Below are 26,307 nucleotides of genomic sequence, written 5' to 3' on the forward strand. Positions count from 1 at the left end.
CCCACAGCGACCAGCTGCGGGGCGAGGTCGCCACGGCGGTCAACACCGCGTTGGCGCTCAACTCCTACCAGCTCCGCATCCGCCTCCTCCGGGTCGGGGTGCACATCCGATGCTGCCGCTCGTCTCGCTCCTCGCCCTCGTCCCGGGGCTCGGCGGCCTCGTCGAACACGGCAAGGCCTGGCTCATCGAGTCCCTCGCCTGGCTCGCCATCGCAGTGCCGGCGCGGTCGCCGGCTCCGTCGCCTAAGCACGGGCAGACGCTCGCGGCCAGAGCCGAGCGGGACGTCTGGAAGACGCGAGCCCTTCAGGCCGGGGCGACCGCGGCGGACAACGAGGCGTCCGCCCTAGCGGTCGGCCGGCAACTGTCGGATTTCTCGGACACCTTCGACCTGGCCGACGCGCAGGCCCGCGCCGAAGCCGACCGGTACACCGCCGACCTCGACGCCGCCCGGACCGCCTGATGCAAGATCCGGGGCAAGGTGGTGCCGAACGCCGTCCACCGCGCGCTGACCGGCCCCGGGCGACGCCCGAGGATGCCCTGCTTCCTGATCAGGTCCTGCCTGTACGACCCGCTCAGCTGGCCCCCCGGCGGTGGCATGACCGACTACGTCCCTGATATCTTAACTCCGGCCGCGCGGGCCGTACTTGAGGCGGCTCGAAAGCTCTTTCAGAACCCGCGTTGGATCCCGGAGCCCCCTCCAGCGCGATCTCCCCGACTTGACGCAAGCCGCGCTTGAGGCCGCAGGGACCGACCGTTGCCGATGTCGGGCCCTGTCGGCGTGCCCTGACCCTGTTAAAGGAGGCGCGCCTGTTCGTCTGGGATGCGCTGCGGACAGCCCAGCTTGTTATGTCCGGAAATCCGGCAGCTAATAGCTGTGCCTCCTCAACCGCCGTGTTCGCTCTGCATGTGGCGGCCGCCCTCAGCCTCGCCCTGGCGGATGTCCCATGCTGATCGAGCCATCCCTCTTGCCCTGGCGCTCGCTGGCGCCATCCCCCGAGCACGGACGCCCCCGGGCATCTGAGTGCTGGGCCGGCTTGGGATCGGGCATGCCGCTTAACTAATCGAGGGGCTGCTTGCGCCTCCTCTCAGACATACATACGCGTGCATCCAATCCGAGCTGTTGATCCTTTGCGGACTTTGAGCTCGAGGCTTTTCGGTGGCCGCTTCGCCACACGAAGCGGACATGCCAGATGCAAACGGAATTCTGAACAGATAGCTCGGTGGATTGACCAGACCGCTCATAACGGTCCGTCCAAACCATTCATCCCCTGGGCGGGACTCGGCTTTTTTCCGGCAGGGCACGAGAAACGGCACGGAATAGGTCGGTCCTGGCGGGTATTTGCGTCGCTTTGCGAAGGCTCGACCAAAACAGAGCGATGATGCCGTGCCGCCGCCGCCCTGGCCCCTGCATCGACGGTTGAGCCTTGCCGCCGCCGACGCGTTCACTCTCGTAACCCCACTGGGACGGGAGCCCCGATGTCGAGTCTGACCGAGCGCAAGGCACGCCTGATCGTCCACGGCGACCAACCCTACAACGCCGAACCGCCCCTCGACCGATTGCGGGCCTCCTACCGGACGCCGGCGAAGGATTTCTACGTCCGCTCGCACGGCGACCTGCCGGACCTCGACGAGGCAGCCTAGCGCTTGACCATCGATGGCGGCACGAGCACCGCGCTTGAGTTGTCGCTATCCGATCTGCGGATACGCTTCCCGGAAGCCACGGTCACGGCCACGATGCAGTGCGCCGGCAATCGCCGCGCCGACATGCGGGCGGTCGCCCCGGTCTCGGGCGACCCGTGGGATGCCGGAGCCATTGGCACCGCCGAATGGACCGGGGTGCGTCTCGGCGACGTCCTGCGCGAGGCGGGGGTCGTCGAGCACGTGGGCCACCATGTCGCCTTCGAGAGCCACGACATGGTGGAAGGCCATCCCTACGGCGCCTCGATCCCGCTCGCCAAGGCCATGGCGTCCGAGACCCTGCTGGCCTACGCCATGAACGGTGAAGCCTTGCTCCCCGAGCATGGTTTTCCGGTTCGCGCGGTGGTGCCGGGCTTCGCCGGCGTACGCAGCCCAAAATGGCTCCGTCGCCTAAGCGTCCAGGACCACCCCTCGGACAACCCGATCCAGGCCGGGGACTACAAACTGTATCCGGCGGACGTGACCGCCGAGGCCGCCGATCCGGCCAAGGGGTACACCATCGATGCGATGCCGCTGAACGCAGCGATCTGCGAGCCCGGGACTGGGGCAACCCTCAAGTCAGGGGGTAACAGGGTCCGCGGCTACGCGGTGAGCGGTGATCGGGCCGTCGTACGCGTCGACGTCTCCGGGAACGGCGGCCGGTCCTGGGTACAGGCCGAGCTCGAACACGAGGCGGACGCTCCGTTCGCCTGGACGTTCTGGAGCGCGGACCTCGACCTGCCGCCGGGCGAGCATGAGCTTGCCGTGCGGGCCTGGGACGAAGCGGGCCAGACGCAGCCGGCAACGTCGAACGAGATCTGGAACCACAAGGGCTACCTGTGCGCCTGCTGGCATCGGGTACGGGTGAACGTCGCCTAGGGACAGGCGACCTCGCCTGTCGCCTACCTCCGCCCTCGTGGACGACGTCCCACACAGCGGCCGACCCGGCATCCCGCCACGATCCGACGTGACGCCCGGCGGTCATTCCGATCCGGTCGCGCGCGGCGCGGGCAACGTCCGACCGTGGCGGGCGTTACCCGTGCATCGAGATATTCGGCGCCGTGTCGCCACCACCGAACCGCAAGGAACACCATGTCACGCGAGGCTAGCATCCAGGCGACCGAAAAGTTCGGCGAACTCGTCAACGGTGGCCGGTTCGACGATTTCCCCGAGGTCGTCGCCCCGGATTGCCACGATCACGACCCGGCGCCGGGCCAGCACATGGGTCCCGAGGGATACCAGGCGTTCTTCACGCAGCTTCGCTCCGCCTTTCCCGACATGCAGGTCGAGGTGAAGAAGCTCGTCGCCGACGGGGACAGCGTCGCCTTCGCCTACACGCTCACCGGCACGCACCAGGGAGACTTCAACGGCCACAAGCCGACCGGGAAGGCCATCAAGGTCCGCGGCATGCAGATCGGTCGCTTCGTCGACGGCAAGATGGTCGAGCGGTGGGGTTCCTCAGACGAGCTTGGCATCCTCAAGCAGATCGGCGCCATCGAGGGATGACGGAGGCCTCCGCGAGGGCATCCCGGCCGAGGGACGTCGTCAAGGCCTAACCCGGGTCGGCCTGGGCCGCCCCGGGCGCTCAGAACCAACCGCTGGCCGTCCGACTCCTCAGGCGCTCCTGGCCTGGTCGGGATGGCGGCCCTCCGCGAACTCCTCGACGATCTTGGCGCAGAAGGCTGGCAGATCCTTCGGGGTACGGCTGGTGACCAGCCCCTTGTCGCAGACGACCTCCTCGTCGACCCAGGTGCCGCCGGCGTTCTCGATGTCGCGGCGAACCGTGGGGTAGGAGGTGAGCGTCCGGCCCTTCACGACGTCCGCCTCGATCAGCGTCCAGGGACCGTGGCAGATGACTCCGACCGGCTTACCCGCGACGAAGAAGTCCCGGACGAACGCCACGACGTCCTTGCTCGCCCGGAGCTTGTCGGCGCCGACGCAACCGCCGGGGATGACGAGTGCGTCGTAATCCGCGGCCGAGGCCCCCTCGATGGTCCTGTCCACCTTGTAGCGGCCAGCGGGATCGAGGTCGTTGTTGACCGTCTCGGCCTCGCTGGCCTCCAGACCGATGACCGTCACGGTCGCCCCGGCCTGCTTCACCGCCTCATGCGGCTTGGCGAACTCCGGCTCCTCGGTGCCGCGCGGTGCGATCAGGATCGCGATCTTCTTGCCCTGCAAGCTCATGACATCATCCTTCTGAATGTCGTCATTCAACGGAGGCGCCGTTCGCGCCGTTCCTCACGCCGGGATGCGGTCGATGCCGGCGGAATCCTCGGCCGCCACGCCGTTCTCGCGGTGGCGGAAGTCGCTCAGCGCCCGGTAGACCTGGAGGCGCGCTCGCATCACCGAACCGAGCGGCTGGTGCGCCGCGAGACTGTGCGCCGGGCGGAAGGTCATCACCTCGTCGAAGTAGCGCACCCGATCCGGCGAGTAGGCGTCCTGACGCGGCAGGCGCAGCGTCGCCACCGTGCGGTAGGGGCTGACCGAGACCGGCCAGTCGACCGACGCGTCCTCGATGGGCTGCCGCTCGGCATCGGCCCAGAGCTGCGCCCTCAACTCGAACACCACCTCGTGGTCCCTGAAGAAGGCGACCGTGGCGTGCCGGAAGCCGTCCTCGTCCTGGTGCGGGTCGAGCCGCCACTCGGACAGCGCACGTTGGGACTCGTTCGCGGGTACAGCCCCGAGCTTGGCGACGTAATCGCCGAAGCGTACCGGCGCCTGGCTGAAGTAGCTGTCGGCCAGCGGGTGGCTGTAGGGGTGCCCGAAGAAGTCGGCGAGCGCGCTCTCAGTGCCGAAGGCATGCAGCGCCTTGTTGAGGTTGCGCATGGTGGAGGACACCGCGCTCTTCACGCCCTCCGGCAGGCCGGTCGACTTGCCGATGACCGTGCCGTCGCGCAGGAAGCCCGCCGCAGTACCGGACGGAAAGGTGGTCCCGGTCGCGAGGACGAAATCCTGGGTGTCGACCGCGTGGCCGGGCAGCTTCTCGCCGGGGACGTCGAAAACCTTGATCGACATTCCCCGGTGGGTTGAGACCCGGTCACCCAGGGTCTCGCCCGGTCCCTGAGCGAAGCGAACCGCGATGGGATGGGTGCCGGGAGTGGCGAACAACCCTTGAGCCAGTTCGGGCGGCAGGCCGGTCGCGATCGTCAACTCGCCAGTGACGCAGGCCGAACTCTTTGCGTGGCTGGCCCGCACCGCATGGTGCTCGCGCCTCTCCACCGTCTCGGATTGCTGCGTCATGCCGGCGATGATGCCGTCAATCGTCTTCTGCTCGTCCGCAGCAGGCTTCTCGATGCCGGGGGCGTATCGAAGGTAGGTCATGGTCTTCCTCACGGTGACCGGGGAACTGAAGCGGACCGCGGCAGGAGAGAGGGCGGCGGACTCTGAGTACGACGTATCGAGTCTGAAACGGGATCCCGTTCCGAATATCGAGGGACGGCCGCGGACCGTTCCCGGATGACCTCGCGTCCGTCGAAAGTCTGCCTGAGGTCAACTGCGCCATGAGTTGGCTTCGAAGCGCTGCTTCGTTTTAGCGGTAATGGAAGACCGGACCATGGACCGGTTGCCGAGCGGAGGCGGCAAGCTCGGCCGAAATGCTTGACGACCCGGGGATGACCACGGGCTTAGGTGTGCGACAAGCCGTTTCAGGGCGCATCCTTCCCGACCTTTTCAAGGATTACGCGCGCCGTCTCGGCAGGCTGATCCCAGTGCGGGAAGTGGCCGCATCGCTCGAACCAGTGCAGATGGGCCGATGGGAATGCCACCCGGGCGCGTTCAGCCTGGCGCGGCAGCAGAAGGTGGTCTTGGCGGCCCCAGCCTATGGTGACAAGGCCGGGGGTCGTCACCGAACCTTGCTGCAACGGCCCGCTTGCCAGCTCACGCAGCATCGCATCGAACACCGGTGTGGCTGCCAGGCTCTGCAGTTCCTCCACGACAAGCTGCGGTGGCAGCACCCACGGACGGGCCGACAGTTGGGCCAGCAGCAGCGTACGGCTGACGGCGTGGCGCGACAGGCCGGGATGGAATGGCCGTAGCAACCGCACCAGGCGTATCGACGCCGCGAGCGTCCAGTGAAACCAGGGCGTTTCCCATCCGTGCCAGAAACCGCCGGGATCAAGCGCCACGCAGTGCCGACCGATGCCTCGCCGCGCCAGCTCCAGCACCAGCCGCCCCCCTACCGAACTGCCGACAAGGTCCGCTGACTTCAGGTCTTGCGACTGCACGAAGCTGGCGAGGGCGTCCGCATGGGCCTGCATGGTCTGCCGACCCGCGAGCGGTGCCGATCTGCCATGTCCTGGCAGATCAACCAAGATCAGTTCGCGCGAGCCGCGCAGTGCGGGCAAGAGCGGATTCCAGGTGCGAAGATTGGACCCCAACCCATGGATCATTAGTAGCGGTCGGCCTGTGCCGAGGCGTTCAAAATGTAGGGACATGACCGCATTGTCCTCTTATTCGCGCTGCAGTCCAAACATTGGTCCGTCGCGGGTTTCTCCGGGCAGGGCGTCTCAGCTAGGTCCGCGGACCACTCATATCGAACGCACCCAGGCGGCGTCGCCGGTCCGATAGCCAGCCAAACGGAGAGGGGCCGACCCTACTCCGCAGTTTCGCAGGCGGATGCCACCGGAGTTCGACACGAGAGAGCTGCGCGCTCAATGCTCGCATAAACGTGGACGTCACGTCCGGGCAGACTCAGATGCCGGCGTACCAGGCGTAGCCCTGATCCTCCCAGTAGCCGCCCTTGCCCCCGCCGATGTGGGCGAAGCTCTCGACCACCTCGATCCGCATCACGTACTTCGCCTGCTTGTAGCCAAGGTTGCGCTCGACCCGCAGCCGCAGCGGTGCGCCGTTCGACACGGGAAGCGCCTCCCCGTTCATGTCGTAGGCCAGGATGGTCTGCGGGTGGAACGCATCGACCAGGTCGATGCTCTCGTAGAACCGAACCGGCGTTCCGCCGCTGGCCGCATCGTCCTCCGTCGCCTGTTGGCCACCGGAATCCTTCCTGCTCTCGTCGCTGCCCGACTGCCTCGTCATGCTTGGGTTGGCGTTGCCGGCAGGGACATCGTCGGCCGCCTCGTCGTCTCCCCCGCCTTCGAGCGGACTGCCCTGGTCCATGGTGTCGGCGCAGTGGAACACCACGTATCGCGCCTCCGGCTTGAGCCGAGCGCGGTTAAGCAGTTCGGCGAGGGGCACTCCGGTCCATTTGCCGATGGCGCTCCAGCCCTCGACGCAATCGTGCCGGGTGATCTGGGTTCGGGCCGGAAGCTTGCGGAGGTCGCTCAGGGACAGCTTGAAGGGCGCCTCGACGAGGCCGCCGACCTCCAGGTGGTACTTGGCGAACTTGCCCTTCGCCAGAGCCTTGTAGTCCTTGTCCGGCGGGTCCTCGGTGCCGTTCGGCTTGAACCACGGCGAGATGTCGGCCTCGGCGTATTCGGGTGCCAGCGTCGCGTCGCCCAGGAGCAGGCGCTGGACGAACATGTTGGCGTCCTCGCCGGTCTTCAGCGTTCGCCGAAACCACTCCGCGTTGCCTAGGCGGTCGCAGCCTCCGAGCATGGCCGCCGCGGCCGTGGCGGAAGCCCCCACCAGGAGGGCGCGTCGGTTGGGTGAGTGGCTCATGCCCGGGGCTCTCCGGCAGGGACGGCCGGCTCGACCTTGCGCTCGATCACGAACCAGCCGGTGAGCATGCCGCGCATGTTGTTCCAGAAGCCCGACAGCAGGACCAGGGCGACGTGCACGACCACGAACAGGACCAGCAGGCTCGCAACGACGAAGTGGACCGTGCGGGCCGACTGGCGTCCATCGAAGAGCGTCAGAAGGAAGGGAAAGGCCGCGTTCATCGCCGGCGACATCGCGAGCCCGGCCAGCACCTGCACCGGCAGGAGCACGAACAGCACGACGAGGTAGGTGAGCTTCTGGATGACGTTGTAGCGCTTGGCCTCGTCTCCTTGAGGGAAGCGCAGCGTCAGGTGCTCCCAAACCGAGGCCCTGAAATGCCGGATCTGGTCACGGGACGGGATCACACGGAATCGCAGCTGCCCGCTGACCAGACCATAGAGCAGGTAGGCGATGCCGTTCAGGACGAAAGCCCAGGCGAAGAAGAAGTGCCAGGAACGGCCGCCGGTAAGGTCCTGGTCGCTTGGCAAGGTCGTCCAGGCGGGGAAGCCTCGGTCCGCCGCCTCGCCGTCGGAGCCGATTGATGAACCGAGCCAGCCCGTCGTGTCGAAGCCATGGCCGAACACCGTCGTCATGCCCTTGGGCGGGTCGTCCTCGGTCTGGGTCATCGCCATGAGCGGCGCGTCGAAGGTCGAGACCTTGCCCCAGTAAAGGGCCGGGTGGGCGTTAAAGATCTGCAGGCCGCTCATCAGCAGGACCAGCAGGCAGATCGCGTTCACCCAGTGGGTGACCCTGATCACGAGGGGATGGCGAAACATCCAGCGGCGGCGCTCGACCTCGCCGGTCTCGGGGGCTGATCGGGTCAGGTAGGTTCGAGCCAAACGGTCTTCCCCGCACTCTGGACGGCCAGGGCGGAGGCCCCTGGGTCGGGGCCTCCGGAAGCGCACGGCGCCTTGAAATCACATGCCGCGATTCATCATCATCCGCTTCTTCATCATGCGGCGCTTCATCATCTGCTTCCGCATCATGCGCTTCTTCATCATCATCCGCTCGCTGCTGGTCATCCGGACCTGGGTGACGTCGGACGGGGCGGCCTGGAGTCCGTTCGGGCCCATCGGGGCGGCCGAGGCGGCGCCGGCACCGAGCGCGAGGCTGCCGAGGACCGAGGCGGCGAGGGCAAGGGTGGTGATCTTCATTCAATGTCTCCTGTACGGGGAAGGAATCCCCTGTCGCACATTGGGAGAAGAGAAGACCCGATCATCAAGTTCCTGATTTATCGAATAAAAATCCGGCCGCGATGGCTTCGGAGCGCAACAAGCCGGACGCCGAGGCGAAGCCTCGCGCCGCGCCCAGGCCGGGCGTACGCCGACTTGTACGGAGGCATGCAGAGGAAAGTTTCAGAGCAGGCCGGTAGCGCAGACATCGAAGGCGACCGCGTGCTCGCTCCCTTGCGATTTCGGGGCTGTCACACCGGCGAGTCCCAGTGCGTCTCAGCGAGGCGACAGCCGCTTCGGGTTGGGCGCGGAGAAGACGAGGTTCCTCGCCTCGTCGCGGCACTTGGCATCCTCGGGCCCCTGGATCGGCTCGTTCTGCGTGGGAGCCGTCAGCGTACCCGCAACGAACAGGACGGCGGCGAGCGTGGTCCGCGTACCGCTCATTTGCCGCCCGTCGCCGTGTAGGCATCGATGGCGCGCCGGCAGTTCTCCGACAGATCCTTGCGGTGCTTCGTGAAGCACGCCTTCATCTCCTCCCCGGCCGGGTCAAGGCCGCCGCAGTAGGTTGTGGCGTCGCCGGTGCAGTAGCGCTTGAGGTCTTCCTTTCCGGTCTCAGCAGAGGCCGGCGCGACGAGGGAGAGGCCGAGGACGAACGCAAGTGTCAGGGGTCGGTTCATGGAGGCTCCGGTGGGTGGATCGCGGTCGTCGCCCGACGGGCATCGGAACCGATGGGGGGACGGACTCGCTCGCACCAACGCGGGAGCCCGCGAAGCGCCCCATGCCCGTCCGTCCGATCCCCTATCGTCCGCCCGTGACGGCCCGTACCGGCGCACCGGCGAGGTCGACGGTCGATCCGACCGTATCCCTGAGGCCGCTGCCGACGTTGGAAAGGTGCTCGCCGTAGGTCTCGCGGGTCTGCGGGTCGATCAGGGCCACGGGGGCCGCCACCGCCAGCGCAGCGCCGGTGGCCACCGTCGAGGCGGCCCCGGCGGCCGTGCTCACCAGCCGGTCGCCGATGCCGATCTGCCCGTCCGAGATCGGCTGCCCGTCCGCGAGCCGCTTGCCCAGCAGGGCGACCACGTCGCCGCTGGCGAACTTGCCGTGGTTCAGGGCGTCGTTCGACTTCACCGAGCTCAGATTCAGCACGGCGACGTTCTCGCGCGCCAGCTCCGACTTGTAGGGCTCGGCCATCGGGTCAATGGCCCCGAGCCGCACGCTGTCGCCCCAGACGAGGCGCGACACCGCCAGCGCCTGGTCGTCGCCCGACACCATCAGGGTCAGCCGCGGCCGGTCCTTGCCCATGTCGTGGAAGGCGGCCCGGGCGAGGTCCATGTCGACGTCGGGGGCGGCAAGGATGACGTTGCGGATCTTGGGCGCCACGCGCCTGTCGCGTATCGCCATCTGCCGCAGGCTTTCCAAGGTAAGCCAGTTGCCCATCGAGTGGGCCAGCACCGTGACCTCGCCGACGTTCGGGTCCTTGGCGAGATCCCGCAGCAGGGTCTCCAGACCGTTGCGCGAGAAGTTGGTGCTCTCGCGGTCGTAGCCGTAGGCGAGCACCGAACCGCGGGAGGGCCACGTGAACAGCACCGGCGCGACCTCGGCGCCGGAATCGTGCACGATCTGAGCGAAGCGGAAGACGGCGTCCTCGAACTTGTTGTTGAAGCCGTGCACGAAGACCAGGACGTGCCGCTTGGCCGAGCCGCGGACGGCCCGGCCGGTCCAGGCTGCGACCTTGGCACGGTCGACGGGGTCGGCGCGCAGGGCCACGAAGTCCGTGGCGGGGTTGCCCGGAACGGATTTCGGCCACTGCACCGAGCCCGGCTGCCGGATGGCATCGGGCGGGATCGAGACCGCGAGATCGGTGTAGGTCACCGCCTCGCCGCGCTCGCCCGAGAACAGCACGCCGCGGTCGGTCGCGGACTTGCGCGTGGTCGCGACGAGCATGTCGACGCGGGACGTGCCAGCCACATGTGCAGCGTCGACGATGGGCAGCAGCACGCCGGTCGGGCGACCCGCGCATGCGGTCAAGAGGGCGAACGGCAACACGATACACGAGGCCCGCAACCCGCGGCCCGACCCAAACGTACCCAACACCCGCATCCCCAAGCCCGAACTTGCCGCGAGCCTGGACGAGCGGGCGGTAAACAAACCGTCAAGGCATGGACCCACTACGACGCGATTGCGGCGGCGGGCCGTCCTCGACGGAGGTTTCGGGAAGAGTGTGGCGGCACGTCACACCCGGGGTTGGCTCGGCGACACGATACGACCGCTCACATACGACGCGCCATCAGGTCGGCCGGAGGCACAAAGCCCCCCGCCGTGACTTTGCTTCCTTTGATCCGCCCTCGCCGGCGGTCCGACATAGAACCGAGCCCCTCCGGATTGCCCATGGTCCACACCGGCTACGACCTCGCCCTCGTCGCGCTCTCCATCGCCATCGCGGTGTTCGCCTCCTACACCGCGCTCGACCTGGGCGGCCGCGTCCGGGGAGCGGCTGCGGGAGTGCGCTGGGCTTGGGTGGCGCTTGCGTCGCTGGCGATGGGCGGCGGCATCTGGGCGATGCACTTCGTCGGCATGCTCGCCTTCGAGATGGGCATGCCGGCCGCCTACGATCTCGGGATCACGGTCGCCTCGCTGCTGATCGCCATTGCCGCCACCGGCGCCGCGTTCGCCTGGGTCAGCCGCGAGGGGGCGGGGACGCGGGACGTCCTCGTCAGCGGCCTGCTGATGGGCGTCGGCGTGGCAGGGATGCACTACACCGGCATGGCCGCGATGCGGTTGCCGGGCAACCTCGCCTACAGCCTGCCCGTCGTCGCGGTGTCCGTCGCCATCGCGGTGACGGCCGCGACCGCCGCGCTCTGGCTGACCTTCCGGCAGAATAGCGTCTGGCAGAAGCTCGCCGCGGCGTGCGTGATGGGGCTCACCGTCGCGGGCATGCACTACACGGGCATGGCGGCGGCGACCTTCACCGCCGAGGCGGCGGGTGCCCATGCTGCGCACGCGACCGCACTCGGCGTAAACCAACAGAACCTGGCCCTGGCGGTCGCGGGCGTGACCTTCGTCATCCTGTTCCTGGCGATGATGGCAGGCTCTTTCGACCAGCGCCGGATACAGCGGCGACTGCACGTCAGCGAGGAGCGCTTCCGCTCGGCGGTGCGGGCGGTGGACGGGGTGATGTGGACTGCCGACGCCCTCGGCAACCTCGTCGAGGAGCAGCCCGGGTGGGAGCAGATCTCCGGGCAGACCTTCGCCGAGTACCGCGGCGGTGGCTGGACGACAGCCATCCATCCCGAGGACTTGGCGGAAACGCGACGGGTCTGGACGGCGGCGGTCAGGGGCGGGACGCCGTACGTCGTCGAGCACCGGGTCCGGTCGCCGGACGGCGCCTGGCGGTACCATTCGGTGCGCGCCGTACCGGTGCGCGACGCCGACGGTGCGGTCCGGGAATGGGTCGGGGTCCATGCGGACGTCACGGAGCGCCGCGCGTTCGAGACAGAGCTCAAAGACGCCCGCGACGCCGCCGAGGAGCACAGCCGAGCCAAGAGTCGCTTCCTCGCCAACATGAGCCACGAACTCCGGACGCCGCTGTCCGCGGTGATCGGCTACTCCGAGATGCTGGAGGAGGAGGCGGAGGAACTCGGCCAGGATAGCCTCCTGAAGGACCTCGGCAAGATCAAGTCGAACGCCCAGCACCTGCTCGGGCTGATCAACGACGTGCTCGACCTGTCCAAGGTCGAGGCCGAGAAGATGGAGCTCTACCCCGAGGACATCGACGTGGCGGCCTTCGTCACGGACGCCGCCGGCACCGTGGAGGGGCTGGTCGCCAAGAAGGGCAACGTCCTCGCGTTGGACGTCGCCGGCGACGTCGGCCGTGCGCGCACGGACGCGACCAAGCTGCGCCAATGCGTCTTCAACCTGCTCTCGAACGCCGCCAAGTTCACCGAGGGCGGCACCATCACCCTGAGGGCCGCCCGCGACGTCGACCCGTCCGGCGACTGGCTTCTGTTCACGGTGGCGGACACCGGTATCGGCATGAGCCCGGAGCAGGTCGGGCGCCTGTTCGAGCGGTTCACCCAGGCCGACGAGAGCACCACGCGCAACTACGGCGGCACAGGCCTCGGCCTGGCGCTGAGCCGTGCCTTCGCCCAGCTGCTCGGCGGCGACATCACGGTCGACAGCGTCGAGGGCGAGGGGACGAGCTTCACCCTGCGCGTCCCGGCGGCGGCTCCCGAGCAGGCCGTCGAGGCGGCACCGGCACCTCGCGAGAACCAGGTGACCGTGGGCGACCTCGTGCTGGTCATCGACGACGAGGCCAACCAACGCGAGCTGATGACCCGGTTCCTCGAACGCCAACGCTTCGCCGTTCGCACGGCGGGGAACGGGCGTACAGGGCTCGACCTCGCCCGGTCGCTCAAGCCGCGGGCGATCCTGCTCGACGTGATGATGCCGGAGATGGACGGCTGGTCGGTGCTCGCCGCCCTCAAGGCCGATCCGGACACCGCAGGCATCCCGGTGGTCATGGTCAGCTTCGTCGCGGACGCGGCGCTCAGCGCCTCGCTCGGTGCGGTCGAGGCGATTCCGAAGCCCGTGGACTGGGGACGCCTCCGGACGGTCCTGGACCAGTTCCGGGCAGCCGACGGCGACGTGCTCGTGGTCGACGACGACGCCGATATGCGCCACCGGCTCCGGACGGTGCTGGAGCGCAACGGCTGGACCGTTCGCGAGGCCGGGGACGGGCGCGAGGCGCTCGACCAGGTCCGGCACGGGGTGCCCCGCCTCGTCCTGCTCGATCTGACGATGCCGGTGATGGACGGCTTCTCGTTCCTCGACCGCCTCCGGGTCCTGCCCGGCTGCGCCGACGTCCCCGTGGTGGTGCTGAGCGCCAGGGACATCACGGCGGGAGAGCGCGACCGCCTTTCCGAGGCCGACCGCATCCTGCGGAAGGGCGACGCCAGCCTGCAGGACATCGCCACCGAGTTGCGCAAGCTCGACAACCGGCATGTCGATGGCGAGGAACGGGTCACGGCGGGTGCGGACCTGGGCGCCTGAACGACCCATGACGTCTTCCAGTATCCCTGGAAGACGTCATGGGATCGGGCGCAAGGTTTCCGGAACGGCGGGGACCGTCAGGGGCGTCCACATCCGGCGGACGTCCGGACCGACGCTGGTTCTCGCCCGACCGTAGGGCCGCGGTTTCCCCATCCTCCAGGGGGGCGATCCTCCCCGTGTTGGCCGCCGACCGAGACGTGCGGGCTCAAGCGGCCAAGGTGCTCGAAGTCGTGCTCGGAGGCGGTGGTGACGGCTCGCTCGAAGGAGGCGTCGGCCTGCCTTGTGCATCCTGACGATGCTTAAACACTCGGCGCCGTCGACATCTGAGCCCGACGCGGGAATGGCGCCGACTCGCGACCGACCTCGAAACCCTGCCGTTCGAGAACCTCTCGACACTTCCGGGGTTTGCCGCAATTCCGAACGGGAGGGCCGCTAGGGCGTCGGGCATCCGAAGTCCCGCGGCAGGGCTGCCCACCCACGGCTACCCCCCGATTACACTATTCCTGACGATGACCGACCCCATGGCCTTCCTTGCGGGCGGCGGCGAGGCCGCCCGCATGATCCGCGAACGCGACTGGACCGGGCACCCACTGGGTCATCCGGCGGGCTGGCCGGCCGAGTTCCGTGCGGCCCTGTCACTGGTCCTGAACTCGCCCGAGAGCATGATCCTGGCCTGGGGGCCGGACCTGCACTTCTTTTTCAACGACGCCTACTTCCCGCTGCTCGGGCCCCGTCTGACCTGGGCGATGGGCGAGCGCTTCGACCGGGTCTGGGCGGATGCGTGGGAGCAGGCGAAGCCGATCATCGACGCGGCGTTCGGGGGCCGCGCCGAACGCTTCGTCGACCTGCCATGGAAACTGGATACCGACCGGGGTCAACGGGACACTTGGTTCACGTTCTCCTACTCGCGGGTCCTCGACGCCGCCGGTCTGGTCGCCGGGCTGTTCATCCTCACCAACGAGACCACCGCGCGCGTGCTCGGCGATGCGGCCCTTCGCGAGAGCGAGGCACTGGCCCGCGAGAATGTAGAGCGCGTCCGGCTCTCGCTCGCGGCCGGTGCGATCATCGGGACCTGGGTCTGGGACATACCCGGTGACCGCTTCACCGTGGACGAGGCGTTCGCCCTGAACTTCGGACTCGACCCGGCCCTCGGACGCAGCGGCATCAGTTTGGCGAAGGTCGTCGAGACGGTGCATCCCGACGACCAGGCCGGGCTGGCCGAGGCTATCGGTCAGGCCGTCGCGCGCGGGGGCCGCTACGCCCACCAGTATCGGGTCCGGCGTCGGGACGGCCGGTATTATTGGCTTGAGGCCAACGGGCACGTCGAACACGGCCCCGACGGGACGCCGGTGCGTTTCCCCGGTGTGCTGCTCGACATCGAGGAGCGGCGTGCCGTGGAGGCCGAGCGCGACCGCGCGCTGACCGAACTGAGGGACCTCAATGAGCGGTTGGAACAGCGCGTCGAGGAGCGCACCGCCGCCCTGCAGATGGCCGAGACGCAGCTGCGCCAGTCGCAGAAGATGGAGGCGGTCGGGCAACTGACGGGGGGGCTGGCCCACGACTTCAACAACCTTCTGGCCGGTATCTCGGGCTCCCTGGAGATGATCGGCAGCCGCCTGGCGCAGGGGCGGATCGCGGACGTCGAGAAGTACATGACGGTGGCGCAAGGGGCCGCGCGCCGGGCGGCGGCACTGACCCACCGGCTCCTGGCCTTCTCCCGGCGCCAGACCCTCGACCCGAAGACGACGGACGTGAACCGGCTTGTCGAGGGCATGGAGGACATGATCCGACGCACAGTCGGCCCGGCCATCGCGGTCGAGGTGGTCGGGGCGAGCGGCCTGTGGCCCGCCCTGGTCGATCCGCCGCAGTTGGAGAACGCCCTCCTGAACCTGTGCATCAACGCCCGCGACGCGATGCCGGACGGGGGGCGCATCACGGTCGAGACCGCCAATCGCTGGCTCGACGAGCGCGGGGCGAGGGAGCGCGACCTGGAGCCGGGCCAGTACCTGTCGCTCTGCGTGACCGACACCGGCACCGGAATGCCGGCGGACGTGATCGCCAAGGCGTTCGACCCCTTCTTCACGACGAAGCCCGTGGGCCAGGGCACGGGGCTCGGCCTCTCCATGATCTACGGATTCGCGCGGCAGTCCGGCGGGCATGCCCGGATCTACTCCGAGGTCGGCATGGGCACGACCGTGTGCCTCTATCTCCCGCGCCACCACGGAGCGGTCGAGGAGGACATCGCGTCCGTGGGCTCCGGCCTCCCCCGTTCGGAGCAGGGCGAGACCGTGCTGGTGGTCGACGACGAACCGAGCGTGCGCATGCTGGTCACCGACATCCTGGAGGATCTCGGCTACGTGGCCATCGAGGCCGCCGACAGCGTCGCCGGCCTCAAGGTGCTGCAGTCCGACGCGCGCATCGACCTGCTGGTCACGGACGTCGGATTACCGGGGGGCATGAACGGACGCCAGATGGCGGACGCCGCGCGGATCGGGCGTCCGGACCTGAAGGTCCTGTTCGTGACCGGCTACGCGGAGAACGCCGTCGTCGGGAACGGGCATCTCGAACCGGGCATGGCGGTCCTGACAAAGCCGTTCGCGGTCGAGACCATGGCCGAGAGGGTCAGGGCGATGATCGAGGCCTGAGCGGGTCCGCTGGCGGATGTCGGCTAACTGCCCCGGGTCAGGTCGGCAACGACCAGCTCGTGTGTCCCCGTCCCGTATCAGGCGGCGAACCGCTGGATGGCGGCGACGATCCGGCGCCGGTCGAACGGCTTGCCGAAGACCACCCCGCGGGCGGGGATCTGGGCGGCGTCCCAGGGCTGAGACGAGACCATCAGCAACTCGATGGGTGGCCAGCGGTCGCGGATCGACAGGGCCAGCGCCATGCCGGCGGTGGAACCGCGCATGTCGAGGTCGGTGAACACGGTCCGGATGTCCGGGCGCGTCTCCAGGATGCGGATCGCGTCGGCCACGGTGGTGGCCTCGATGGCCTCGCAGCCGGCGTTCTCGACGAAGTCCACCAGGGACAGCATCAGGATCGGGTCGTCCTCGACGACGAGCACGATGGCGTGGTTGGGGTGCAACTCGGTCATCTGGGATCAGTGCACCTGGATCTGGATGTCGGTGAGCGGGGCGCGGAACTCGGCGCGCAAACCGGTCGAGGCATACCGAAGGTCGGCCTTGCGGGTTCCCACCAGACCCATGCGGATGAGCTTCGAGCCGAACCCGCCCCGACCCGTCGGCGCCGCCGCGGCCGGTCCCCCGGTCTCGGTCCAGTCGAGCACGAGGGCCGGCGCGGTGCCGTCCTCGGTGCGCCAGGCGACCCGGACCTGGCCGGAGTTGGCCGACAGCGAACCGTACTTCAGGGCGTTGGTCGCGAGCTCGTGCAGCAACAGGGTGAGCGACAGGGCCGCCTGCGGGCTGATGTCCATGTCCGGCCCGTCGAACGCGAAGCGGTCGAGGTCGGCCTGCATGCCGAGCACGCTCTCCATCACCGCCTGCATCCGCGCGGCGGCCCAGCTCTTCTGCATGAGCACGTCGTGGGCGCGCGACAGGGCCAGCACCCGCCGCTCGAACGCATCGACCGGCTCGCGCTCGGTCACCCCGCGCAGGGTCTGGGTGGCGATGGACTGGACGACCGCGAGGGTGTTCTTCAGGCGGTGCGCGAGCTCCGTGTTGAGCACCGCCTGGAGCTCCTCCGCGCGCACCCGGGCGACGCCGACCTCAAGCCGGTCGGCGACGTTGCGCAGGAACGATAGCTCCTCGGGCGTCCAGATCCTGGCCTGGACGTCGTGCACGATGAAGACGGCGACGGTGCGCCCGCGCTCGCGCACCGGCATGTTGACCAGCGCGCCGACGTCGATGGCCCGCATCGGGCCGGGATCGTCCCGGGTGCGCGGGTCGGTGGCGACATCGTCGATGACGAGGGCGTCGCCGCGCCTGAGGTGTGCGCGGATGTCGCCGTAGTCGTCGAACCGGTGTCGGCCGGCGATGCTCGGGATGCCCGGGGCGGTCCAGTCCGGCTCGACCTCGATGGCCTCGACGTCGCCCTCGATCCGGCCGAACCCGGCGCGGGTGGCGCCGAGCGTCCGGCCGACGATCTCGGCCGCGGCCCGGGTCATCTCGCCGACCGTCGCGAGGTCGCGCAGGCGGTCGCCGAGGGATAGCAGGGCCAGACGCCGGGCGTCGGCCTCGACACGTGCCGTGACCTCCAGGAAGATGATGCCGAACCTGTCGCCGTCGAGCGCGAACGCGCGGCCCTCGTACCAGCGACCGAGCGTGCCGATCCGACGGGTGAAGTTCGCGGTCCGGCCCGTCGCCACCACATCGGCGACCTCGCTCACCCACTCGTTCTCGATGTCGGGGATGACCTCGCGGACGGTCCGGCCGGCGACGGTTGAGGGATCAATGCCGATCAGCTCGCCCCAGGCCGGGTTCACCTCGACGTAGCGCCAGTCGGCGACATGCCCGGCCGCGTCCCGGATCACCTCGCCGACGACGAAGCCCTCGCTCAAGCGGTCGAACAGCCCGCGCCAGTAGACGTCCTTGGCACGGGCGTCCGCTCGCGCCGTAGCCTCGGTCAGCCCCGCCGTCGCGGCGCTGGTGAACAGGCCGAGGATGTCGAGGTCACCCCGGGTGAATGCGCCCGGACGCGCGGCCTGCAACTTCAGCACGCCGAGCACGGCATCGCCGTGCGGGATCGGGGCGAGGATGGCCGACCCCAGCCCGAGGCCGGCCACCAGGTCGCGTCGGACATGAGGGTCGCTGGCGGCGTCCGCCATCAGGTACGGCAGGCCGGTCCGCGCGCAGTATCCCGCGCTGCTGGTGGCGAGAGGGACCCGAAGGCCGAGATGCGGGGCGAGCGTTCCGCGCACGGCCCGGTATTCCAACCGGTCTCCGTCCAGAAGTTCGATCACGCCGCCCTCGGCCGTCGGCACCGCCTGTATCGCCCCGGCGACCACGGCCTGCAGCACGGCGTCGAGGTCGTCCCCCGTCGCGGCGATGCGCGCCTGGGCGTCGCGCAGGGCCTCGCGAACTTGGTAGGCGCGCTGCTCCTCGCCCCGCGCCTGGTCGCGGGTCATCACCGCACGGCGTAGCTCAAGCTGCGTCACGACCTGGCGGGCCAGCGCCTTGAGGTTCTCGGCCTGTGCCTCGGTCAGCCCCGCCGGACGGACCGCCTTGTCGATGACGCACAGGCTGCCCAGCACGTGTCCGTCGGGCATGACGAGCGGCGCGCCCGCATAGAAGCGTATGAAGGGGTCGCCCGTCACCAGCGGATTGGCCCGGGTGCGCGGGTCCGCGGTCAGGTCCGGGATGACCAGCACCTCGTCCGGCTGGGCGAGGGCGTGGGCGCAGACCGAACTGTTGAGGTCGGTCCCGCAGGACGGGAAGTTGACCCGCGCCTTGAACCATTGCCGGTCATCGGCCACGAGGCTGACGAGGGACACCGGGACCTGGCAAAGCTGGCAGGCCAATAGGACGATGTCGTCGAAGCCCCGCTCGGCCGGGGTATCCAAGATGGCGTAGCTCGCCAGGGCGTCGAGGCGGGCATCGTCCTCGACGAGGGACGGGAGGCGTTGCGAAGCCATCGGTTCCTGTCTCGTCTCGCCCCTGCGAACGCCGGTCGTTGGGTCGTCACATTCTGCCCGACCGAGACCCAGGAACACCACGGGGCTTCGTCGGGCAAGCAAAACCCTTCGGCTGCGCCGGTCCGTTCGCCCCCCCCGTGTCGTGGACGGCCTACCTCGTGCCGATGCGACGGAGGGGTGGTGGTATCGGCCAAGTCCCCGTCCCGGACGGGACGCGGGATTCCCACCCACCTTGTGGACCTGGTCAGGCTCGACCGTCGCCCAGGATGCGCCTGCGGCGCTGCCAGGTCGCCACCTTGCGCAGCAACCGCGAGAGCTGCTCGACCGAGTACGGCTTGTGCAGCAATTCGAAACCGTAGGTGCCGTTCTGCGCCAGGACGTGGCTGTAGCCCGAGGCGAGCAGCACCGGCAGGTCGTGGTGCTCCTCGCGGATGCGATGCGCGAGGTCGATGCCGTTCATGCCAGGCATCACGATGTCCGAGAACACCACGTCAAACCGGTCCGCGTCCTCGGCGAGCTCCGCAAGGGCCTCCGCGGCATTGCCGGCGAGCACCGTCACGTAGCCCAGGTCGGTCAGGGTCTGGACCGCAAAGGTGCCCACCTCGGCATTGTCCTCGACCACGAGCACGCAGGTCCCGTGGCCGTCCATGAGAGGTTCGGGCTCGCCGGTGTCGGACCCTTTCCCCGCCTCCGAGACGCGCGGCAGGTAGAGGGTGAAGGTGGTGCCTCGGTCGACCTCGCTCTCGACCGTCACCTCGCCACCCGATTGCTTGGCGAAACCGAACACCTGGGACAGTCCGAGCCCCGTGCCCTGGCCGACGCCTTTGGTGGTGAAGAACGGCTCGAAGATCCTTTCCAGCCGCTCGGCCGGGATGCCGCTGCCGGTGTCGCTGATCGACACGGCCACGAACGGGCCTGGGATGGCCGGGTGGGACCGCATCGCCGGCATCGTCTCGACAGGACGTACGCGGATGGCGAGCCGCCCCTCGCCGTCCATGGCGTCTCGGGCGTTGACGGCCATGTTGACGAGCGCCGTGTCGAACTGGCTCGGGTCGGCATGGACGAAGCAGGTCCTGTCCGGCAGGTCAGTCACGATCTCGATGCGCGAGCCGGTCAGCGTGCCCATCATGTCGGTAAGCGCCCGCACGCTGTCGCAGACGGCGAACGTCTCCGGCTTCAGGGCCTGACGGCGGGCGAAGGCAAGCAACTGTCCGGTCAGCTTGGCGGCCCGGTCCACGGTGTCGGAGATGGCCCCCACGTAGCGGGCGCGGCGTTCCGGGGCGAGGTCGGGGCGCTTCAGAAGGTCGGTCGACGACTTGATCACGGTGAGCAGGTTGTTGAAGTCGTGCGCGACGCCACCGGTGAGTTGCCCGATTGCCTCCAGCTTCTGGGACTGCCGCAGGGCCTCCTCCGCGGCCATCAACGCGCTGGTGCGTTCCTCGACCCGCTGCTCCAACGTCTGGTTCGCCTCACGCAGGTCCGCCTCGGCCTGCCTGAGGGCGGTGATGTCGTTGAAGATGCCGACCATGTGGCGGTGGCCGGAGGCGTCGTCGAACGGATGGCCGGCGCTGAGGACCGAACGGCGACTGCCGCCGGGCAGGACGACCGTGTAGCCGGTATCGACGCGCGCGCCGTTCCGGAAGCCGGCCTGCGCCGTGGCGAGCACGTCGGCGAGCTCTTCAGGCGCAATGCGGGAGAAGACGTCATCCTGGGAGATGGCGACTTCCGGTGGCAGCCCGAAGATCTCGCGGCTGCGCGCGTCCATCGCGACCTCGCCCGTGGCCGTGTTCCAGTCGAAGGTGCCCAGCCGCGCGACGTCCAGCGCGAAGGAGAGCCGGGTCCGGCTCTCCTGCGTCGCCGCTAGAGCCTCTTCGAGGCGCCTGGCACCATCGGCGAGACCGGCCTCCGCCCGCGCGCGCAGCAGGGCGGTGTGTATCCGCCCGGCGACGTCGCGCACCAGAGCCTCGTCCTCGTCGCACCAGCGACGCGGGGTGGACTGGTTGACGAACACCGACGCCCACAGGCGTCCCTCCACGACCAACGGCACGGATAGGACAGCCCGCGAGGCGCCGACCTCATCGTAGGCCGCCGCGTGGGCCGTCGTGCGCGGGTCGGAAGCGACATCGTCGACCCGGAGGCTTCGGCCGGCGCGAAGTTCCCCCACCACCGCCTCGCCGAAATCGGCCATGCGGTGGATTCCGGCGAGGCTCGGCATGGTGCCGTCTGTCCAGTCGCGCTCGACCCTATAGTGGACCCCGTCGGCATCGGCCTCGCCGAAGCCGCAACGCTGCGCGCCGAGATGCCGGCCGAGCATGCCGCAGGCCATCTCGATCAGCGCATCCGGGTCGTCGTGGACGCGAAGGGCATCGCCGAGAGCCAGCAGGAAGGCGCTGCGGCGTTCCTGCTTCACCTTTGCGGTCGTCTCGGTGCAGGCGCAGAACATCCCCTGCACCGCGCCGTCCTCGCCGCGGATGGGCGAGTAGGAGAACGTGAACCACACGTCCTCCGGATACCCGTTACGAATCATGACAAGGGGCAGGTCCTCCATGAACGTGGCCGCACCGGCCATGGCCCGCTCGACGAGGGGACGGATGTCGTCCCAGATCTCGGACCAGACCGTCTCGAACGGGCGTCCCAGGGACCATGGATGCTTGGCGCCGAGGATCTCGACGTAGGCGTCGTTGTAGAGGAAGCCCAGGCCAGGGCCCCAGGCGATGAACATCGGGAAGGCCGAGTTCAGCATCAGGCTGACGCCCATGCGCAGGGCCGCCGGCCAGGTCGTCGGGGATCCGAGCGGGGACGCGGACCAGTCGTGGCCGCACATCAGCGCCCCCATCGCGCCGCCGCCCGAGAGGAACGGGGGAGCACAGGCTCCGTCCTCGTGCACGGACGCCTGCTCGGGACCGGGAAGCCGCGCCCCGCCGGACGCCGACCGATGCGAGTTCATGGTTGAGCCATCGCCGCGAGGGACCGCCGCATTTCGAGCTGGGTCATGACCAGACCGGCGAGGACCTGGAGACACTCCCGCTGCTCCTCGGTGAGGCCGAGCGGACGCGGCTCGGTGTCGATGACGCAGACCGAGCCCAGCCCATGCCCGTCCGGTGTCACCAAGGGAGCACCCGCGTAGAAGCGCAGGCGCCGCTCCCCGGTCACGAGGGGGTTCCCGGCGGTCCGGGCGTCGCATGACAGGTCGGGGATCACGAGCAGGTCGCGCCTGCCGAGCACGTGCTTGCAGACCGAGGCATCGAGGTCGGTCCCGCATTCGGGGAAGCCGGAGCGCGCTTTGAACCATTGCCGCCCGTCGGCCACGAGGCTCACCAACGCGACCGGGGCGGCGCAGATGGCGCGTGCCAAAATGACGATGCCGTCGAAGCCTGGCTCGGGCGCGGTGTCGAGGACGGCGTAGCCGTCGAGGGCGTCGAGGCGTCCGCGGCCGGCGAGGCCGGCCGGTGCCTTCGGGCGGCGTGTCATGAGACCCGTCCTCGGTTGTGGACGGGGGGTGGCGAGGCGGCGATGACCCGTCCCAGGACCCGTCCGATCTGCGCGGCCGAGTACGGCTTGTGCAGGAGCTCGAAGCCGTGGCTGTCCTCACGCGCCAGGACATGGCTGTAGCCAGAGGCCAGCACCACCGGCAGGTTGGGAATGCGGATGCGGAGCGCCTTCGCGAGCTCGATGCCGCCCATGCCGGGCATGACGACGTCGGAGAAGACGGCCCGGAAGCCCGCGCCGTCGGTGCCCAGGCGTTCGAGCGCCTCCTCGGCGTTGACGACCCATACGGGCGCGTAGCCGAGGTCCTCCAGGATCTGGGCGCAGAAGCGCCCGACCTCCAGGTTGTCCTCGACCAGCAGCACCGGTTGGCCCTGGCCGGAGGGCGCCACCCCGGCATCGCGGTCGGGGACGGGCATCCGGGACGGCCCGTCCGAGACCTCGGGCAGGTAGAGCGTGAAGGTCGTACCCTCTCCCACCGCGCTCGCCACGTCGACGTCGCCACCCGACTGCTTGGCGAAGCCGAACACCTGGGAGAGCCCGAGCCCGGTGCCGCGGCCGACGGCCTTGGTCGTGAAGAAGGGCTCGAAGATGCGCCCGAGGACGTCGGCGGGGATGCCCGAGCCGCTGTCGGTCAGGGAGACGGCGACGAACGGCCCCCGCGATCCGCCATGCCCCCGGATGGAGGGCATTGGCTGCCCGGCGAGCACCCGCATCGTCAGCGTGCCCACGCCGTCCATGGCGTCCCGCGCATTGACCGCGGCGTTCACGACCGCCGTCTCGAACTGGTTGACGTCGGCGCGCACCAGCGCGGCCGCGTCCGGAACCTCGACCATGAGGCGGATGCGGGCTCCGGTGATGGTGTCGAGCATGTCGGCGACGCCACGCAGGCGCTCGCCGGCGTCGAACACCTCGGGCCTGAGGGATTGCCGGCGCGCGAAGGCCAGGAGTTGACCGGTCAGCTTGGCCGCTCGGTCGACCGTGTCGGAGACCGCATCCATGTATCGCTTGCGCCGCTCCTCGGGCAGGTCGGGGCGACGCAGGAAGTCCACGGAGGAGCGGATGATGGTCAGCAGGTTGTTGAAGTCGTGCGCGACGCCGCCGGTGAGTTGGCCCACGGCCTCAAGCTTCTGCGATTGCCGCAGGTCCTGCTCCATGCGCTCGCGCTCGACCGCCTCGGCGAGCAACCGCGCGTTCGCCTCCGCGAGCTCGGCCGTCCGCGCGGCGACCTGGGTTTCCAGCGAGGCCCCGACCTCTCGCAGCCGCTCGGCCTGGTCCTCCAACTCCGCGTGCAGCGCGACGACGCCGCGATTGGTCTCGGCGAGTTCCCGGTTGAGGCGCTGCGCCTCCTCCTCGCGCTCGGCCAGCTCGGCGAGACTGCGCAGGAGCTCGCGGTTCTGCTCACGCAGCGCGACCAGCGGTTCCTCGGTCCGCGCACGGGCCACGTCCTCGGCGAGGGTCGCGAGCCGCTTTCCCGTGAAGGATTCCGTGCCGTACGGCAGCCGCTTGGCGAAGGTGGCGACCGTGCCCTTGCCGGGGTCAGTCTCGATCTCGAAGCGGTCCATCAACCGGCGGGAGCCGGTGATGCCTATGCCGAGGCCCGTCGTCGAGCGGTAGCGGCCTTCGAGTATCTCGTCCAAGTGCGGGATGCCGGGGCCCTTGTCGATCACGCGGATGACCAGGGATTGGCCGCCATTCTCCTCGTCGAGGCCGTACTCGACCCTGCCGCCGCCGGCGTAGCCGTAGGCGTTGCGCGCGATCTCGGACACCGCGGTGGCGATCCGCGTCTGGTCCTGGATGCCGAAACCGAGGTGTTCGGCCAGCCTGCGCACGCGCTGGCGCACGGTGACGATGTCGTCCTCGTGCTCGACGCGGCTGGCGAGGAGTGGCCATCTCATGATGCGTCACCCCGCACGACGAGCACGGTGGCGTCGTCGCGGGCGCGGGCGAAGTCGCGGTAGATCAACCCGGCGACGAGCGACGGGTGGGCCGCAGCGATGCCTGGATAGGCATCCAGGGACCATCCGGTCACGATCCCGTCCGAGCACAGCACGAACACGTCGTCCTGCCCCATCGGGTATTCGAACTCCTGGATGCGTCGGGCCGCATGTCCGGCCGTTCCGGCAAGGCTGACCGTGCGCTTGGTCACTGCGCCGGAGACGACGGCTCCCAGGACGTTGCCGATGCCCGTGAACGTGAGGATGCCGGCGTCCTGGTCGAAGTTTGCTACGGACACCGCACCGCCTCGGGTCTGCGGCAGTCCAGCATGGATGGCGGACAGGATCGCGCCGGGAGGCTTGTCCCGATGGTGATGGAATAGGCGTAAGGCCTCGTGCGACGCCTTGGCGGCCTCCGGTCCATGGCCGAGGCCGTCCGCCACGATGGCGGTCCATCCGTCGGGCCGCTCGCGCACGGCGTAGGCGTCGCCGTTGGCGGTTTCGCCCCTCAGAGGCACCGTGACGGCCCCGAAGGCAGCGGTCCCATCAGACGTGGCCGGCCGGACGCTCGATAGGCGGGCCAGCACAGCAGTGCCAATGCCGGGCCGGGACGCGATGTCGAAGGCGTCGGACAACCGACGCACGGCTCCGAGGCCCTCGCCGGCGCTGCCGCCGGTGGAGTGGCCGTCGCGCAAGGCCGAGCCCAGGTCCGAGAAGCCCGGGCCCTTGTCCAGCGCCAGGATCTCGACGCCCGAGCCCGTCGCGTCCTCAAAGGTGCCGACCAGGATCTCGCCTGGCACCCCGTACTTCACGATGTTGGTGGAGAGTTCGGTGACGACCAGGGCCACCCGTCCTGCCGCGGTTTCGTCGAACCCGATGGCCTGCGCCGCGGCCACGGCACGCCGCCGCGCCTCGGCCACCTGGCTCGCCTCCGTGATGGTGACCCGGTCCATGGCTACTTCCACCGCGCGATGGTCACGCGCGTGCCTGAACCGGGCGTCGACTCGATGTGGAACTCGTTCGAAAGCCGCTTGGCTCCGCCGAGCCCCAGCCCGAGCCCCCCTCCGGAGGTGTAATGGTCGGTCATCGCCTGCTCGATGTCGGCAATGCCCGGTCCTTGGTCCTCGAAGGTCAGGCGCAGGCCCTTGCGCGTCCCCGCCAGCACGGTCTCCATGCGGACGTCGCCGCCGCCACCGTAATCGAGGGTGTTGCGCGCGAGTTCGCTCGCCGCCGTGACGATCTTGGTCTGGTCGACGAGCCCGAGGCCGATCTCCACGGCGAGCGCGCGCACGCGCTGCCGCACGCGGACGACATCGTCGCCGGATCGGACAGGTAATGCCTCAGTCTTCGTGACGGTCACGGTCGCTCCCGTGCCCGTCGTCCTCATCGGAGAGCCGAGCCTGGATCAGCGCCATGCCCCGCTCGACGTTCAGTGCGGTCTTGATGCCGGTGAGTTCCAACCCGAGCTCGACCAGCGTGATGGCCACCGCCGGGCGCATCCCCGCCACGACGGTCTCCGCGTCGAGCACGCGCGAGACCGCGGCGATGCTCACCAGCATGCGGCCGATGAAGGAATCGACGATTTCCAGCGCCGAGATCTCGATGAGCACGCCGCGTGCGCCGGTCCGCGCGATCATCGCCGTGAGGTCCTCCTCCAGGGCGAGGGCGAGGCGGTCGTGCATGTCGACCTGGATGGTGACGATGAGGGCGCCACCCAGCTTGAGGATCGGGATGCGGTCCATGG

Annotated in this window: 21 protein-coding genes and 1 pseudogene; 5 read left to right on the plus strand and 17 right to left on the minus strand. The window is 69.1% G+C overall.

Features of this window, described 5'->3' with window-relative positions:
* The first annotated feature begins 109 nt into the window (after positions 1-109).
* The 3 genes and pseudogenes from A5481_RS12205 to A5481_RS12215 all read left to right on the plus strand — a co-directional run bounded on the left by A5481_RS12205 (position 110) and on the right by A5481_RS12215 (position 3,183).
* Positions 110-460, plus strand: a complete 351-nt coding sequence (locus A5481_RS12205; RefSeq protein ID WP_048434666.1) for a hypothetical protein — start codon at positions 110-112, stop codon at positions 458-460.
* Between the two features lie 1,016 nt (positions 461-1,476).
* A pseudogene (locus tag A5481_RS12210) lies at positions 1,477-2,556 on the plus strand (molybdopterin-dependent oxidoreductase).
* 213 nt (positions 2,557-2,769) lie between these two features.
* Positions 2,770-3,183, plus strand: coding sequence for an ester cyclase (locus tag A5481_RS12215; protein WP_048434665.1), 414 nt, complete (start codon positions 2,770-2,772; stop codon positions 3,181-3,183).
* Between the two features lie 108 nt (positions 3,184-3,291).
* On the opposite strand, the gene A5481_RS12220 is transcribed toward A5481_RS12215, so the two are convergent.
* From A5481_RS12220 to A5481_RS12255, 9 genes are all read right to left on the minus strand, one after another.
* A complete protein-coding gene (locus tag A5481_RS12220) occupies positions 3,292-3,861 on the minus strand; it encodes a type 1 glutamine amidotransferase domain-containing protein (protein ID WP_048434664.1) in 570 nt (189 codons plus the stop codon).
* Between the two features lie 54 nt (positions 3,862-3,915).
* Positions 3,916-4,998: a catalase family protein gene (locus A5481_RS12225; protein WP_048434663.1), complete on the minus strand. Its 1,083-nt coding sequence runs from the start codon at positions 4,996-4,998 to the stop codon at positions 3,916-3,918.
* Positions 4,999-5,321: 323 nt separating this feature from the next.
* Positions 5,322-6,110, minus strand: a complete 789-nt coding sequence (locus tag A5481_RS12230) for an alpha/beta fold hydrolase (protein ID WP_048434662.1) — start codon at positions 6,108-6,110, stop codon at positions 5,322-5,324.
* Between the two features lie 256 nt (positions 6,111-6,366).
* Complete coding sequence (locus tag A5481_RS12235) at positions 6,367-7,290, minus strand: molybdopterin-binding protein (protein ID WP_048434661.1); 924 nt, start codon at positions 7,288-7,290, stop codon at positions 6,367-6,369.
* Positions 7,287-8,105: a cytochrome b/b6 domain-containing protein gene (locus A5481_RS12240; protein WP_048434685.1), complete on the minus strand. Its 819-nt coding sequence runs from the start codon at positions 8,103-8,105 to the stop codon at positions 7,287-7,289. Before A5481_RS12240 ends, A5481_RS12235 begins: the two co-directional genes overlap by 4 nt.
* A gap of 141 nt (positions 8,106-8,246) precedes the next feature.
* A complete protein-coding gene (locus tag A5481_RS12245; RefSeq protein ID WP_048434660.1) occupies positions 8,247-8,483 on the minus strand; it encodes a hypothetical protein in 237 nt (78 codons plus the stop codon).
* Positions 8,484-8,777: 294 nt separating this feature from the next.
* Complete coding sequence (locus A5481_RS33460; RefSeq protein WP_156311891.1) at positions 8,778-8,945, minus strand: hypothetical protein; 168 nt, start codon at positions 8,943-8,945, stop codon at positions 8,778-8,780.
* The gene (locus A5481_RS12250) at positions 8,942-9,178 is read right to left on the minus strand and encodes a hypothetical protein (protein ID WP_048434659.1); all 237 of its coding nucleotides are present in this window, start codon (positions 9,176-9,178) and stop codon (positions 8,942-8,944) included. Before A5481_RS12250 ends, A5481_RS33460 begins: the two co-directional genes overlap by 4 nt.
* 121 nt (positions 9,179-9,299) lie before the next feature.
* Positions 9,300-10,469: an alpha/beta hydrolase gene (locus tag A5481_RS12255; protein ID WP_245238896.1), complete on the minus strand. Its 1,170-nt coding sequence runs from the start codon at positions 10,467-10,469 to the stop codon at positions 9,300-9,302.
* Between the two features lie 420 nt (positions 10,470-10,889).
* Here A5481_RS12255 and A5481_RS12260 point away from each other — a divergent pair, with 420 nt between their 5' ends.
* Both A5481_RS12260 and A5481_RS12265 read left to right on the plus strand, forming a co-directional pair.
* Positions 10,890-13,550, plus strand: a complete 2,661-nt coding sequence (locus tag A5481_RS12260) for an MHYT domain-containing protein (protein WP_048434657.1) — start codon at positions 10,890-10,892, stop codon at positions 13,548-13,550.
* A gap of 509 nt (positions 13,551-14,059) precedes the next feature.
* Positions 14,060-16,195: a hybrid sensor histidine kinase/response regulator gene (locus A5481_RS12265; RefSeq protein WP_048434656.1), complete on the plus strand. Its 2,136-nt coding sequence runs from the start codon at positions 14,060-14,062 to the stop codon at positions 16,193-16,195.
* Between the two features lie 77 nt (positions 16,196-16,272).
* Here A5481_RS12265 and A5481_RS12270 read toward each other — a convergent pair whose 3' ends face one another.
* The 8 genes from A5481_RS12270 to A5481_RS12305 all read right to left on the minus strand — a co-directional run bounded on the left by A5481_RS12270 (position 16,273) and on the right by A5481_RS12305 (position 26,305).
* Entirely contained in the window at positions 16,273-16,644 is a 372-nt protein-coding gene (locus tag A5481_RS12270) for a response regulator (protein ID WP_048434655.1), read from the minus strand.
* Between the two features lie 6 nt (positions 16,645-16,650).
* Entirely contained in the window at positions 16,651-19,140 is a 2,490-nt protein-coding gene (locus A5481_RS12275; protein ID WP_048434654.1) for a GAF domain-containing protein, read from the minus strand.
* Positions 19,141-19,384: 244 nt separating this feature from the next.
* Positions 19,385-22,087 carry an ATP-binding protein gene (locus A5481_RS32380; protein ID WP_082173183.1) on the minus strand — a complete coding sequence of 901 codons (2,703 nt, stop codon included), beginning with the start codon at positions 22,085-22,087 and terminating at the stop codon, positions 19,385-19,387.
* Positions 22,084-22,611, minus strand: a complete 528-nt coding sequence (locus tag A5481_RS12285) for a GAF domain-containing protein (protein WP_048434653.1) — start codon at positions 22,609-22,611, stop codon at positions 22,084-22,086. Before A5481_RS12285 ends, A5481_RS32380 begins: the two co-directional genes overlap by 4 nt.
* Positions 22,608-24,524, minus strand: coding sequence for an ATP-binding protein (locus A5481_RS12290; protein WP_048434652.1), 1,917 nt, complete (start codon positions 24,522-24,524; stop codon positions 22,608-22,610). The genes A5481_RS12285 and A5481_RS12290 overlap by 4 nt, the downstream gene beginning before the upstream one ends.
* The gene (locus tag A5481_RS12295; protein ID WP_048434651.1) at positions 24,521-25,516 is read right to left on the minus strand and encodes an ATP-binding protein; all 996 of its coding nucleotides are present in this window, start codon (positions 25,514-25,516) and stop codon (positions 24,521-24,523) included. The genes A5481_RS12290 and A5481_RS12295 overlap by 4 nt, the downstream gene beginning before the upstream one ends.
* A 2-nt stretch (positions 25,517-25,518) precedes the next feature.
* Complete coding sequence (locus tag A5481_RS12300; protein ID WP_082173182.1) at positions 25,519-25,923, minus strand: anti-sigma regulatory factor; 405 nt, start codon at positions 25,921-25,923, stop codon at positions 25,519-25,521.
* A complete protein-coding gene (locus tag A5481_RS12305; RefSeq protein ID WP_048434649.1) occupies positions 25,904-26,305 on the minus strand; it encodes an STAS domain-containing protein in 402 nt (133 codons plus the stop codon). Before A5481_RS12305 ends, A5481_RS12300 begins: the two co-directional genes overlap by 20 nt.
* Positions 26,306-26,307: the final 2 nt, after the last annotated feature.

The organism is Methylobacterium platani (assembly GCF_001653715.1).
Classification (GTDB): Bacteria; Pseudomonadota; Alphaproteobacteria; order Rhizobiales; family Beijerinckiaceae; genus Methylobacterium; species Methylobacterium platani.